Source organism: Variovorax sp. GW823-FHT04F07 (genome assembly GCF_058795995.1).
The window spans coordinates 375,736-389,119 of the sequence record NZ_JBXAIG010000003.1 but is presented as its reverse complement, the minus strand read 5'-3'; the positions used below and the strand labels follow the sequence as shown (position 1 = coordinate 389,119).

The 13,384-nt window shown below is 68.6% G+C and carries 9 protein-coding genes and 3 tRNA genes; 8 read left to right on the top strand and 4 right to left on the bottom strand.

What is annotated here, in order from left to right; translation table 11 throughout:
- Nucleotides 1-49 precede the first annotated feature (49 nt).
- Together AC1RAA_RS17115 and mutY are read left to right on the top strand one after the other, a co-directional pair.
- Nucleotides 50-2,023: a dynamin family protein gene (locus AC1RAA_RS17115; RefSeq protein ID WP_492731084.1), complete on the top strand. Its 1,974-nt coding sequence runs from the start codon at nucleotides 50-52 to the stop codon at nucleotides 2,021-2,023.
- A gap of 40 nt (nucleotides 2,024-2,063) precedes the next feature.
- Nucleotides 2,064-3,098, top strand: a complete 1,035-nt coding sequence (gene mutY / locus AC1RAA_RS17110; protein WP_492731304.1) for an A/G-specific adenine glycosylase — start codon at nucleotides 2,064-2,066, stop codon at nucleotides 3,096-3,098.
- A gap of 13 nt (nucleotides 3,099-3,111) precedes the next feature.
- On the opposite strand, the gene rapZ is transcribed toward mutY, so the two are convergent.
- From rapZ to AC1RAA_RS17095, 3 genes are read right to left on the bottom strand one after another with little or no spacing between them, the layout of a single operon-like run.
- A complete protein-coding gene (rapZ, locus tag AC1RAA_RS17105; RefSeq protein ID WP_062476353.1) occupies nucleotides 3,112-3,984 on the bottom strand; it encodes an RNase adapter RapZ in 873 nt (290 codons plus the stop codon).
- Nucleotides 3,985-3,986: 2 nt separating this feature from the next.
- Complete coding sequence (gene recN / locus AC1RAA_RS17100) at nucleotides 3,987-5,669, bottom strand: DNA repair protein RecN (RefSeq protein ID WP_492731086.1); 1,683 nt, start codon at nucleotides 5,667-5,669, stop codon at nucleotides 3,987-3,989.
- A 37-nt stretch (nucleotides 5,670-5,706) separates the two neighbouring features.
- Nucleotides 5,707-6,612 (bottom strand): NAD kinase, encoded by a 906-nt coding sequence (locus AC1RAA_RS17095; RefSeq protein ID WP_062476290.1) that lies wholly within the window; start codon nucleotides 6,610-6,612, stop codon nucleotides 5,707-5,709.
- Between the two features lie 31 nt (nucleotides 6,613-6,643).
- Here AC1RAA_RS17095 and hrcA point away from each other — a divergent pair, with 31 nt between their 5' ends.
- From hrcA to AC1RAA_RS17070, 5 genes are all read left to right on the top strand, one after another.
- The gene (gene hrcA / locus AC1RAA_RS17090; protein WP_139702596.1) at nucleotides 6,644-7,651 is read left to right on the top strand and encodes a heat-inducible transcriptional repressor HrcA; all 1,008 of its coding nucleotides are present in this window, start codon (nucleotides 6,644-6,646) and stop codon (nucleotides 7,649-7,651) included.
- 35 nt (nucleotides 7,652-7,686) lie between these two features.
- A tRNA-Ile gene (locus AC1RAA_RS17085) sits at nucleotides 7,687-7,763 on the top strand.
- A 231-nt stretch (nucleotides 7,764-7,994) separates the two neighbouring features.
- Nucleotides 7,995-9,152: an efflux RND transporter periplasmic adaptor subunit gene (locus AC1RAA_RS17080; RefSeq protein ID WP_492731093.1), complete on the top strand. Its 1,158-nt coding sequence runs from the start codon at nucleotides 7,995-7,997 to the stop codon at nucleotides 9,150-9,152.
- 19 nt (nucleotides 9,153-9,171) lie between these two features.
- Nucleotides 9,172-12,303 carry an efflux RND transporter permease subunit gene (locus AC1RAA_RS17075; protein ID WP_492731097.1) on the top strand — a complete coding sequence of 1,044 codons (3,132 nt, stop codon included), beginning with the start codon at nucleotides 9,172-9,174 and terminating at the stop codon, nucleotides 12,301-12,303.
- Between the two features lie 82 nt (nucleotides 12,304-12,385).
- Nucleotides 12,386-12,462: transfer RNA gene (locus tag AC1RAA_RS17070), tRNA-Arg, on the top strand.
- Between the two features lie 185 nt (nucleotides 12,463-12,647).
- Here the strand turns inward: AC1RAA_RS17070 and AC1RAA_RS17065 are convergent.
- On the bottom strand, nucleotides 12,648-13,058 hold the full coding sequence (locus AC1RAA_RS17065) for an HU family DNA-binding protein (RefSeq protein WP_070062003.1): 411 nt from the start codon (nucleotides 13,056-13,058) through the stop codon (nucleotides 12,648-12,650).
- Between the two features lie 216 nt (nucleotides 13,059-13,274).
- On the opposite strand from AC1RAA_RS17065, the gene AC1RAA_RS17060 reads away from it, so the two are divergent.
- Nucleotides 13,275-13,351 (top strand) — tRNA-Arg (locus AC1RAA_RS17060).
- Nucleotides 13,352-13,384: the final 33 nt, after the last annotated feature.

Genomic DNA, 13,384 nt, shown 5'->3' with positions numbered 1-13,384 from the left:
TCGCCATGTGGCGATGTTATATTTGTAAATTCTTACTTACATCTTCCCCTTGAGCCGCTCTTTCAACCAACAGCTCGATCAGCACGGCGCCTGGCGGAGCAACTTCGCCCGCCGCCTTCAGTGGCTGTCCCGTTGGCTGACCGACAACGAGCTGCTCGACCAGGCTGTGGCCGAACGGCTGCGCGCCCTCGAAGACCAGATCCGCACCAGCAAGGTCATGGTGGCCTTCGTGGCCGAGTTCTCGCGCGGCAAGTCGGAGCTGATCAACGCGATCTTCTTTGCCGGCTACGGGCGGCGGATCATGCCGGCCAGCGCCGGGCGCACCACGATGTGCCCGACCGAGCTGGGCTACGACGCCGCCCTGGCGCCCAAGCTGCGCCTGCTGCCCATCGAAACCCGCCTGGAACCGCATTCGCTCGCCCACTGGCGCGAGCGGCCCACGCGCTGGACCGAATTGCCCATCGAGGTGGGCGACGCCGAGCAACTGGCCCGCGCCATGGGCAAGGTGGCCGAAGTCCGCTGGGTGAGCAAGGACGAAGCCCGCGCGCTCGGCTTCTGGAACCCCGAGACGCCCGACGACAACCCGGTGCAGGACGCCGAAGGCCGCGTCGAGATTCCGCGCTGGCGCCATGCGGTGCTCAACATGCCGCATCCGCTGCTCGAGCAGGGCCTCGTGATCCTCGACACGCCCGGTCTGAACGCGATCGGCGCCGAGCCCGAACTCACCGTGAGCCTGATCCCGCAGGCGCATGCCGTTGTCTTCATCCTGGGCGCCGAAACCGGCGTGACCCGCTCTGACCTGTCGATCTGGCGCGAGCACCTGATCACGGGCGACGAGAGCCACGACACGCGTTTCGTGGTGCTCAACAAGATCGACACGCTGTGGGACACGCTGAGCACCCCGGCGCAGATCGCGCAACAGATCGAGCGCCAGCGCGAAGGCGCGGCCCGGCTGCTCGAGGTGCCGCTGGCGCAGGTGCTGCCGGTGTCGGCGCAGAAGGGCCTGCAGGCCAAGATCGCTCACGACGCGACCCTGCTCGACGCCAGCCGGCTGCCGGCGCTCGAGGCACTGCTCGGCGAAGGCGTGCTCGGCAAGCGCGAAACCATGCTGCGGCTCGCCGTCGATGCCGGCATGACCGCGTTGCGCACCGAGGCCGAGCGCCTGCTGAAGGTGCGCCAGCGCGACCTGTCGGAGCAGGCGCTCGAACTGCAGGGCCTACGCGGCAAGAACGTGTCGGTGATCCGCCACATGCGTGCGCGCATCGACCAGGAACATGCTGAATTCGAGGGCAGCAACACCCGCATCCTGGCGCTGCGCTCGGTGCAGGGCAAGCTGCTGCGCGAGGTGTACGCGGTGCTCGGGCGCACGGCGCTCAAGGCCGACATGGTCAAGCTGGCCGCGGCGCTCAAGCGCCCCGGCGTCAAGTTCAACGTGCGCAAGGTGTACGGCGAAACCTTCGATGCGCTGCGCAACAACCTGCGCGAAGTGCAGGCGACCACGGCCGAGATCCAGTCGATGCTGCACGCCACCTTCCGCCAGCTCAACGCCGAGCAGGGCTTCACGCTGCAGGCGCCGGCCGAGCCCGACCTGAGCGGCTTCGAGCAGGAGCTGGGCCAGATCGAGCGCAGCCACATCCACTACCTGGGCGTGGGCAACCTGATCAAGCTCGCGCAGGCCGACTTCTGCGACAAGCTCGTGCGCGCGCTGGCCAGCCGGTTGCGGCTCGTCAACGAAGCCGCCATGACCGAGGTCGAGCGCTGGAGCAAGGGCGCCAGCGCGCAGATCGATGCGCAGCTCAAGGAGCGCCGCCGCAATTTCAGCAAGCGCATCGAGGCGATCGAACGCATCCAGAACGCCGCGGGCAGCCTCGACGACCGGCTGGCCGAGATCGCCGCGCAAGAAAGCCACCTGGCCGCGCTGCAGGAGCGGCTGCACGAGTTCACCTCGCTGATCGCGCAGCACGGCAGCCAGCCGCCTGCTGCGGCCGCCGCCATCGCGGGCGAGCAACTGCGTGCGGCCTGAGCGCAGCGCCGCGCGGGCGGCCGTCTCTCCTTCCCTGTCGCTGCCCCCCGATTTCGCGGCACAGGTCGTGCGCTGGCAGCGCAGCCATGGGCGCAGCGAGCTACCGTGGCAGAACACGCGCGATCCGTACCGCGTCTGGCTTTCGGAGGTGATGCTCCAGCAGACCCAGGTCACGACCGTGTTGGGCTACTTTGCGCGCTTTCTCGAGCGTTTCCCGGACGTGGCGGCGCTGGCCGCCGGCACCGAGGACGAGGTGTTCGGCCTGTGGAGCGGCCTCGGCTACTACAGCCGCGCGCGCAACATGCATCGCTGCGCGCAGGAGGTGGTCGCGCGCTTCGGCGGCGCCTTTCCGCACACCGCCGCCGAACTCGTGACCCTGCCCGGCATCGGTCGCTCGACCGCGGCCGCGATTGCGGCCTTCTGTTTCGGCGAGCGCGTGGCCATCCTCGACGGCAACGTGAAGCGCGTGCTGACGCGCGTGCTCGGCTTCGACGGCGACATGTCGTCGTCGGCGCAGGAGCGCGCGCTGTGGGACCTCGCCACGCAACTGCTGCCGCCAGAAGGCCAGCGCGAGGCGGTGGCGAGCTACACGCAGGGCCTGATGGACCTGGGCGCCACGGTCTGCCTGCCGCGCAAGCCCAGTTGCATGATCTGCCCGGTGAACGCGAGCTGCGTGGGCCTGCGCCAGGGCGCGCCCGAACGCTATCCGGTGAAGACGCGCAAGCTCAAGCGCAGCGCCCAGTCGCTGTGGGTGCTGCTGGCGCGTGACGCGCAAGGGCGCGTGTGGCTGGAGAAGCGGCCGGCCAAGGGCATCTGGGCGGGGCTGCATTGCCTGCCGGTGTTCGACAGCCACGACGACCTGCTCGCGGCCCTGCCGTCGGGCGCGGCGCACGACACGCAGGAACTGCCACCCTTCGTGCACGTGCTGACCCACAAGGACCTGCACCTGCACCCCGTGCTGCTGCAGGGCGTCCAGCCGCAAGGCGAGGGCGCGCGCTGGGTCGAGGCGCAGGAGTGGAGCCGGCTGGGGCTGCCCGCCCCGATGCGCAAGCTGCTGGAAACCGCCGAGGCCTGAACGGCCTCCGCCCTCAGGCGTCGAGTTCGCGGTGGCGCTTGAGCGCGCCCCAGCGGGCACCGAAGGCGCGCGCCAGCTGCTCGACCAGGAACACCGACCGGTGCTGCCCACCCGTGCAGCCGATGGCCACCGTCACGTAGCTGCGGTGGTCGCGCGCGAGGGCGTCGAGCCAGTGCGTCAGGAACTGCTCGATGTCGTCGAACATGCGCGCCACGTCGTCGTGCTCGCGCAGCCATTCGATCACCGGCTCGTCGCGGCCCGTCAGCGCGCGCAGCGCCGGCACGTAGTGCGGGTTGGGCAGCATGCGCACGTCGAACACGTAGTCCGCATCGAGCGGCACGCCGCGCTTGAAGGCGAAGGATTCGAACACCAGCGTCAGCGCGTTCTGCGGCGCCGAGATCAGCCCCTTGATGTAGCTCTGCAGCTGCGCGGGGCGGATGAGGCTGGTGTCGATCACGTCGGCGCCGTCGCGCAGGTCGGCCAGCAATTCGCGTTCGAGTTCGATGGCTTGCACCAGCACGCGGTGCTGTTCGGGCACGTCGGTGCGGCTTTCCTGGCGCGAGAGCGGGTGGCGCCGGCGGGTTTCCGAATAGCGGCGCAACAGTGCGTCGGTGGTCGCGTCGAGGAACAGCGAGCGCAGCGAGACGCCGTCGGCGCGCAGCGCTTCGAGCTGCTGCGGAACGATCGGCAGCGACACGCCGCTGCGCACGTCCATCGCGATCGCCACGCGCGTGGCCTGCTGTTCGTGCTGCAGCGCGATGAAAGCGGTGAGCAGTTCGGGCGGCAGGTTGTCGACGCAGTAGTAGCCGGCGTCTTCCAGCGCGTGCAGCGCCACCGACTTGCCGGAGCCCGACATGCCGGTGATGAGGACGAGGTCGAGATTCATGTTCATGGGGCGGTCGCCGGCGTCTTGTGGCCCAGCATTTCGCGCGCATGGGCCAGCGAGGTAGCCGACACCTTTTCGCCGCCGAGCATGCGGGCGATTTCGCGGGCGCGGTCGTCAGCGGCGAGGCGCGACACGCCGCTTTCGGTGCGCGGGCCGTCCGTGCCGGCCGCCGTCGTCTGGCGCTTGGCGACCACGAGGTGGTGATCGGCGCAGGCTGCCACCTGCGGAAGATGGGTCACGGCGAGCACCTGGCGGTCGCGGCCGAGTTGCTTCATGAGGCGGCCCACGGTTTCGGCAACGGCACCGCCGACGCCGGCATCGACCTCGTCGAAGATCAGCGTCTGCGCGGCGCCCAGTTCGCTGGTCGTCACGGCGATGGCCAGTGCGATGCGCGAGAGCTCACCACCCGAGGCCACCTTGCCGATGGCGCGCGGCGTGCTGCCGGCGTGGCCAGCCACCAGGAACGAGATTTCTTCGAGGCCGGCGCGGCCGGGCTGTGCCAGCGGCTGCAGGTCGACGTCGAAGCGCCCGCCCTGCATGCCCAGGCCCTGCATCGCCTGCGTGACGGCTTGGGCCAGGCGCGGCGCGGCCTGCTTGCGGATCTTGCCGAGGGCCTTGGCTTCCTTCATGTAGGCCTGCTGGGTGTTCTGCTCGGCGCGTTCCAGGCCTTCGAGGTCGCTTTGCGCGTCGAGCGCCTGCAGCTCCGCCTGCCAGCCGGCCAGCAGCGCGGGCAGCTCGGCCGGCGTGCGCTTGTAGCGGCGCGCAAGCGACATCCACAGGCCCATGCGCTCGTCGAGTTCGGCGAGGGTCTTGGGATCGGTGTCGGTGTCGCGCAGGTAGCCGTGCAGCGAGTGGGCCGCGTCCGAGGCCTGCGCCACGCAGGAGGCGAGCACCTCGCCCAGCGTGCGGAATTCGGGCTCGATGTGCTCGCAGTTCTGCAGCAGCGTCGCGGCGCGCGTGAGGGCGGCGAGGGCGCCGTTGTCGTCGTCTTCGAGCGCCTGGCTTGCGCCCTGGGCCGCGTCGATGAGCGCCTGCGCGTTCGAGATGCGTGAATGGTGGGCCGAGAGTTCTTCCCATTCGTCGGCGCCTGGCGCCAGCTTCGCGACTTCGGAAATCTGCCACTGCAGCCGCTCGCGCTCGCGCTGCAGCGAGTCTTGCGCCGAGCGTGCGTGCTCGAGCGCCGAGAGCGCCTGGCGCCAGCTCTGCCAGGCGGCGTCGAGCGCGTCGGTGCGCGCGCCCGCGTAGGCGTCGAGCAGGCCGCGCACGGCCTCGGGGCGGGTCAGGCTCTGCCAGGCGTGCTGGCCGTGGATGTCGAGCAGGCGGTCGCCGAGTTCGCGCAGTTGCGTGGCGGTGGCGGGGCTGCCGTTGATCCAGCCGCGGCTGCGTCCCTGCAGATCGACCGTGCGGCGCAGCAGCAGGCCGTCGCCCGCCTCGAAGCCGCCTTCGTCGAGCCAGCCGGCCAGGGCCGGGTCGGCGTCGAACTCGGCGCTCACGTCGAGCCGCTCGGCGCCTTCGCGCACGGCGCCGGCGTCGGCGCGGTTGCCCAGCGCCAGCTGCAGTGCGTCGATCAGGATGGACTTGCCGGCGCCGGTTTCCCCGGTCAGCACCGTGAAGCCGGCGGACAGGTCGAGTTCAAGGGACCGCACGATCACGAAGTCGCGCAGTGCGATGCGTCGCAAAGCCATCTCAGTTCGTCCTCAAGCTGGGGGCGTGGTCCTTCATTCAGGAGCCCCCTTCGTTCCAATGGAGTTTTTTCCGCAGCGTGTCGAAGTAGCTCCAGCCGCGCGGGTGCAGGAAGCGCACCCGGAAATCGGAGCGGCGCACCACCACGCGGTCGCCGATGGCGAGCGAGGCGAGCGACTGCATGTCGAAATTGGCGCTGGCGTCGCGCCCGCTCACCAGCTCGATCACGATCTCGTCGGCGTCGGGCAGCAATACGGGGCGGTTGGACAGCGTGTGCGGCGCGATCGGCACCATCACCCAGCCCGGCACCGCCGGATGCAGCAGCGGCCCGCCGGCCGACAGCGCGTAGGCTGTCGAGCCCGTGGGCGACGCGATGATCAGCCCGTCGGCGCGCTGGTTGGCCACGAAATGGCGGCCCACCGACACGCGCATCTCGACCATGCCCGAGGTGGCGCCGCGGTTGACCACCACGTCGTTCATCGCGAGCGCGTCGAACACCACGGCCTCGTCGCGGAGCACCTGCGCGTGCATCAGGCTGCGGTGGTCTTCTTCGTATTCGCCGGCCAGCATGGGGATCAGCGTGGCCTGGTAGTTGTCCAGCGGGATGTCGGTGATGAAGCCGAGCCGGCCGCGGTTGATGCCGATGAGCGGGATGCCATAGCACGCGAGCTGGCGGCCGATGCCGAGCATGGTGCCGTCACCGCCGACCACGAGGCCGAGGTCGCAGCGCTGGCCGATTTCTTCGACCGAGAGCGCCTGGTAGCGCGGGTGGGGCGGTGCGTCGGTGTCCTCGCAGGACGAACGCTCCACGAACACCGTGCAACCCTGCGATTCGAGGAAGGCGCCGATGCCCTCCATCACGCCGTCGCGCGCATCGGCCTGCGCCCGGGCGCCGGAAGCCTGGTATTTGCCGATCAGGGCGACGTGACGAAAGCGTGAGGTCATAGCTCACAAATTACAACACTAAAATCTTGCAATGCTGGACGACCGTGCCAAGTTGCTGTTGAAGACGCTGGTCGAGCGTTACATCGCCGATGGGCAACCCGTCGGATCACGCACGCTCTCGCGTTCGGCGGGGCTGGATCTCTCGCCCGCGACCATCCGCAACGTCATGTCCGACCTCGAGGCGCTGGGGCTCATTGCAAGCCCCCACACCTCGGCCGGACGCGTGCCGACCACGCGCGGCTACCGGCTCTTCGTCGACACCATGCTGACCGCGCAGCGCGAGCAGATGAGCACGCCGAGCTTGGCGGCCGACCAGCCGCAGAAGGTGATTGCCAACGCCGCCCACCTGCTGTCGAACCTGTCGCAGTTCGTCGGTGTGGTGATGGCGCCGCGGCGCGCCTCGGTGTTCAAGCAGATCGAATTCCTGCGCCTGTCGGAGCGGCGGCTGCTGGTGATCATCGTCTCGCCCGACGGCGACGTGCAGAACCGCGTGATCTTTCCGGAGTCCGATTATTCGCAGTCGCAACTGGTCGAGGCCTCGAACTACATCAATGCGCATTTCGCGGGCCTGACGATCGAGCAGGTGCGCGACCGGCTGCAGTCCGAGGTCGAGAAGCTGCGCGGTGAAATCGCCGCGCTGATGCAGGCCGCGGTGCAGGTCAGCTCCGAAGTGCTCACCGACGCCCAGGCCGACGACGTCGTGATCTCCGGCGAGCGCAACCTGCTGTCGGTGACCGATTTCTCCAGCGACATGGGGCAGCTGCGGCGCGCTTTCGATCTTTTTGAAGAGAAGGCGCAGCTGATGCGGCTGCTCGACGTGTCGAGCAAGGCCGAGGGCGTGCGCATCTTCATCGGCGGCGAAAGCCAGGTCGTGCCCTTCGAGGAGCTGTCGATCGTCAGCGCCAACTACGAGGTCGACGGCCAGGTGGTGGGCACGCTGGGCGTGATCGGCCCGACCCGCATGCCGTACGACCGCATGATCCAGATCGTCGACATCACGTCGCGGCTGGTGAGCAACGCGCTGAGCCACCGCAAGTAAGCGGCTGCGCGCGGCGCATAGAATCGGGCCCGCGTGGGCCGTTAGCTCAGTTGGTTAGAGCAGCGGACTCATAATCCGTTGGTCGAGTGTTCAAGCCACTCACGGCCTACCACCACACATTCCCCCCTCTGCAGACACTCCGACGAAGGCCGCATTGCGCGGCCTTTTTCTTTGCAGCCGCGAGGGCGCGAGCGAGGCCTGCGGCCGCCGCCGATTTCACCTACGGCAAACACAGGATTCCTTCAGGTTGCAATGCAACATCGAAGGCAGAATGCACCATTTGAGTGCAAATGTAACGAGCCGGGTGATCCCTGCGCGCGCCGCACTGCGATTCCCGATGGCCATGACCCCGCTTTTCAAGCTCCTGCTTCCGATGGCCCTGCTCGCGCTCGCTGCATGCGGCGCCAAGCAGGCTTCCACCACCGATGACGCGCCGCCCGAAGTCGGCGTGGTGGCGCTGCACGCCAGCGACGTGGCCGTGCATACCGAGCTCGCGGGCCGCACGGCCGCCTACCGCGTCTCCGAGGTGCGGCCGCAGGTCAACGGCATCGTGCGCAAGCGGCTGTTCGAAGAGGGCGGCATGGTCCGCGCGGGACAGGTGCTGTACGAGATCGAGCCCGGCCCGTTCGAGGCCGCGCACGAGCAGGCGCAGGCCACGCTGGCCACCTCGCAGGCCGCCATCGCCAGCCTGCGCGGCAAGGCCGATCGCTTCGGCGAACTGGTCAAGGCCAATGCCGTGAGCAGGCAGGAGCACGAAGAAGCGCGGGCGGCGCTGGTGCAGGCGCAAGCCGGCGTGAAGGCCGCGCAGGCGGCCGTGAAGGCGGCGCGCATCAACCTCGACTTCACGCGCATCACCGCGCCCATCGCGGGACGCATCGGCCGCTCCGCCGTGACCGAAGGCGCGCTCGTGGCGTCGGGCCAGGCGATGGCGCTGGCCACGATCCAGCGGCTCGACCCGATCTATGTCGACGTCGTGCAGTCGAGCCTGGAACTGACGAAGCTCAAGCGTCGCTTCATCTCGGGCGACATGGCGCCGGCCAGCACCCAGGTCCGCCTGCGCATGGAAGACGGCCTGCCTTACCCGCATGCCGGCACGCTGAAGTTCTCCGAGGTGGCTGTCGACGAGGCCACCGGCTCGGTCACGCTGCGCGCGGAATTCCCGAACCCGCAAGGGCTGCTGCTGCCCGGCATGTACGTGCGCGCGCAGGTCGAGTCCGGCGTGGAGCGCCAGGCCATCCTGGCGCCGCAGCGCGGCGTGGCGCGCAACGAGAAGGGCGAGCCGACCGCGCTGGTGGTGGCGGCCGACAACAAGGTCGAGTTGCGCGCGCTCGAAGTGCGCAGCACCGAGGGCGAGCACTGGGTCGTGACCCGGGGCCTGCGCGAGGGCGACCGCCTGGTGGTCGACGGCCTGCAGCGCGCACGCCCGGGCGAAAAAGTGAAGCCGGTGCCGGTGTCCACGGCGGGCGCATCGTCCGCTGCTGCGCCTTCGCCGGCAGATTGATCAGAAGCGACAACCTCCCGTGATCGCTCATTTCTTCATCCAGCGGCCCGTCTTCGCCTGGGTCATCGCCATCCTCATCATGCTGGCCGGCGGCGTGGCCATTCGCACGCTGCCGGTGTCGCAGTACCCGGACATCGCGCCGCCGACCGTGGTCGTGTCGGCCAACTACCCCGGCGCCTCGGCGCAGGCGGTGGAAAACAGCGTCACGCAGGTGCTCGAGCAGCAGCTCAAGGGCATCGACGGCCTGATGTATTTCAAGTCGACCAGCAGCGCCGCCGGCTGGGCCGAGATCAACGTCACCTTCCGCCAGGGCATCGACCCCGACACCGCGCAGGTGCAGGTGCAGAACAAGGTCAGCCAGGCCACCAGCCGGCTGCCGCAGGCGGTGCAGCAGCAGGGCGTGACGGTCGCCAAGTCGCAGAACAACTTCCTGCTGATCGTGGCGCTCTACGACGAGACCGGCCAGCGCACCGACACCGACATCGCCGACTGGATGGCCAGCAACCTGCGCGACCCGATCAGCCGCGTGGACGGCGTGGGCTCGGTGCAGGCCTTCGGCGCGGCGTACGCCATGCGCATCTGGCTCGACCCGCACCGGCTGGCCAGCTACCAGCTGATGCCGTCCGACGTCACGGCCGCCATCACCGCGCAGAACACGCAGGTGTCGGTGGGCGAGATCGGCGCGCGGCCGTCGGCGCCGACGCAGCACCTGAACGCCACCGTCACCGCGATGTCGCGGCTGCAGACGCCCGACCAGTTCAAGGCCATCGTGCTCAAGACGCAGGCCGACGGCGCCGTGGTGCGGCTGGGCGACGTGGCGCGCGTGGAGATCGGCAGTGAGTCGTATGCCGAAACCACGCGCCTGAACGGCCACCCGGCCGCGGGCTCGGCCGTGATGCTGGCGCCCGGTGCCAACGCGCTGACCACCGCCCGCGCGGTGAAGGCGCGCATTGCCGAGCTCGAACGCTCGCTGCCCGCGGGCCTGCGCGTGGCCTATGCGGAAGACACGACGCGCTTCGTCAAGATCTCGATCCAGTCGGTCATCCGGACGCTGCTGGAGGCCATCGCGCTGGTGGTGGTCGTGATGTTCCTCTTCCTGCAGAACTGGCGCGCCACGGTGATCCCCGCGATCACCGTGCCGGTGGTGCTGCTGGGCACCTTCGGCGTGCTGGCGGCCTTCGGCTATTCGATCAACGTGCTCACGCTGTTCGGCATGGTGCTGGCCATCGGCCTGCTGGTGGACGACGCGATCGTGGTGGTGGAGAACGTCGAGCGCGTCATGCACGAAGAGGGGCTCGATGCGAAGGCCGCCACGATCAAGTCGATGAAGGAAATCACCGGCGCGCTGGTCGGCATCGCGGTGGTGGTGTCGGCGGTGTTCCTGCCCATGGCCTTCTTCGGCGGCTCGGTGGGCGTGATCTATCGGCAGTTCTCGGTGACCATCATCGCGTCGATGGTGCTGTCGGTGGTGGTGGCCATCGTGCTCATCCCGGCGCTGTGCGCGCGCTTCCTGAAGGCCGGCGTGCCGCCGCGCACGCGCGGCTTCCTAGGCGCCTTCAACCGCCGCTTCGACGCCGCGCAAGGCCGCTACGTGGGCGTGCTGGGCCGCATCCTGCGCAAGCCGCTGCGCTTCACGGCGGTGTACGTCGCCATCGTGGCCGGCATGGGCCTGCTGTACCTCAGCCTGCCCGGCGGCTTCCTGCCGGAAGAGGACCAGGGCAGCGTGATGGTGATCGCGACGCTGCCGGCCGGCGCCACCTCGGGCCGCACCGACGAAGTGAACCGCGCCATCGAAAAGCATTTTCTCGAGACCGAGAAGGACACGACCGACACCATCTTCACGCTCACCGGCTGGAGCTACAGCGGCTCGGGGCAGAACATGGGCATGGCGTTTGTCTCGCTGAAGGACTGGTCTGAGCGCGCCAGCGCCGACAAGCGCGCGCACGCCATCGTCGAGCGTGCCGGCAAGGCGCTGGCCAAGCAGCAGCGCGACGCCGAGGTCTTCGGCATGGTGCCGCCGCCCATCGAGGGGCTGGGTGAATCGAACGGCTTCGAGTTCTGGCTGCAGGACACCTCGGGCATGGGCGCCGAGCGGCTGTTGCAGGCGCGCGAAAAGCTGGTGCGCGAGGCCAACAAGGACCCGCGCCTGCAGTCGGTGCGCGCCAACAGCGTGGCCGGCACGCCGCAGCTGCAGGTCGACATCGACCAGCTGAAGGCCTCGGCGCTGCGGCTGTCGCTGGACGACGTGAACTCCACGCTGGGCATTGCCTGGGGCGGCAGCTACGTCAACGACTTCATCGACCGCGGCCGCGTGAAGCGCGTGTACGTGCAGGCCGATGCGCCGTACCGCTCGGCGCCGGACGACATCGGCCAGTGGTTCGTGCGCGGCAGCACGGGGGCGATGACGCCGTTCTCGGCTTTTGCCACCACGCGCTGGTCGCAGGGCGCGTCGCAGCTGGAGCGCTACAACGGCCTGCCCGCGGTGCAGATCCAGGGCGCGGCCGCGCAGGGCACCAGCTCGGGCACGGCCATGGCGGCCATCGAGACCCTCGCGAAGAAGCAGAGCGGCACGGGCCAGGCCTGGAGCGGCCTGTCGTACCAGGAGCGGCTGTCGGGTGGGCAGGCGCCGCTGCTGTTCGCGCTGTCGATCCTCGTGGTGTTCCTGTGCCTGGCGGCGCTGTACGAGAGCTGGTCGGTGCCGGTGTCGGTGATGCTGGTGATTCCGCTGGGCGTGCTCGGCGCGGTGATCGCGGCGGCGCTGCGCGGGTTGTCGAACGACATCTACTTCCAGGTCGGGCTGCTCGCGACCATCGGGCTGTCGGCCAAGAACGCGATCCTGATCATCGAGTTCGCGGAGGCCGCGCTGCGCCGTGGCGTGCCGCTGCTCGAAGCGGTGGCCGAAGGCGCGCGCCTGCGGCTGCGACCGATCCTGATGACCTCGCTGGCCTTCCTGGCGGGCGTGATCCCGCTGGCCGTGGCCACCGGCGCGGGCTCGGGCAGCCAGGTCGCGATCGGCACCGGGGTGTTCGGCGGCGTGCTCGCGGCGACGGCACTGGGCATCTTCTTCGTGCCGCTGTTCTACCTGCTGGTGAAGCGCGTGGCCGCACGGCTGATGGGGCGCAAGGCGGAGGGCGGCGAACAGGTGGCCTGAGGCCGTCGCATCACAACGTCGTGAAGCTTTTTTGAAGGCCTCGCCGGAACAGCGCTTTCGGCGGGGTAGAATTCAAGGCTGCGCGGCTGTAGCTCAGTTGGATAGAGTACTTGGCTACGAACCAAGGGGTCGTGGGTTCAATTCCTGCCAGCCGCACCATCTCTCGAATAGCCTGGAAGAGTTTCTCTTCCAGGCTATTTTCGTTTGGGGCCCTCGCACAGAGGGTTTCGTTGCCCGCATTCGCTGCGCGGCAGGCGCCCACAAAAAAGCCGCCCGAGGGCGGCTTTTTGACGTCGATACGGACAGCTGCCAGGCCGGGCCTGCGCAGCGTCGCACCATGCGTCTTACTTCTTCTTGGCGACGGCCTTCTTGGCGGGAGCCTTGGCGACGACTGCCTTCGTGACAGCAGCCTTCTTGGGAGCGGCGGCCTTCTTGGCAGCAGGTGCAGCAGCGGCCTTTTCAGCCTTGCGCTTGGCGGCCTTGGGGTCGATGGCGGCCTTGAAGGCAGCGCCGGCGACGAACTTCGGCACCTTGGTGGCGGCGATCTTGATCTTGGTGCCGGCCTGGGGGTTGAAGCCCGAGCGTGCAGCGCGTGCGACTTGCTTGAAAGTACCGAAGCCGACCAGCTGGACCGAATCGCCCTTCTTCACGGCAGCGACGACGCTGCTGGTGATCGTTTCGAGGACGCGTGCGGCCTCGGCCTTGCTCAGGTTGTGGGTGGTGGCGATCTTCTCGACCAGTTCGATGCGGTTCATTCAGTATTCCTTGGATGGTATGGCGCCGTGTTGCCTACGGCGGCCCAGGCTTATTCCGGGCGGGGCGGAGTGTACCGGGTCGGAAGGGTCACTTTGGAGCGGCGCGGGCCGGATGCGTTGCAACAAGCCCCATTGCGGGCGGCCGTTGTCCGTATTTTCAGCTTTCGATCACAAAGGTTGGGACGGGCGAAAAAACACGCTATAATCGAAAGCTGTGCGGCTGTAGCTCAGTTGGATAGAGTACTTGGCTACGAACCAAGGGGTCGTGGGTTCAATTCCTGCCAGCCGCACCACTCTTCAAGGGTTAGCTCGTTTTTCGAGCTAAC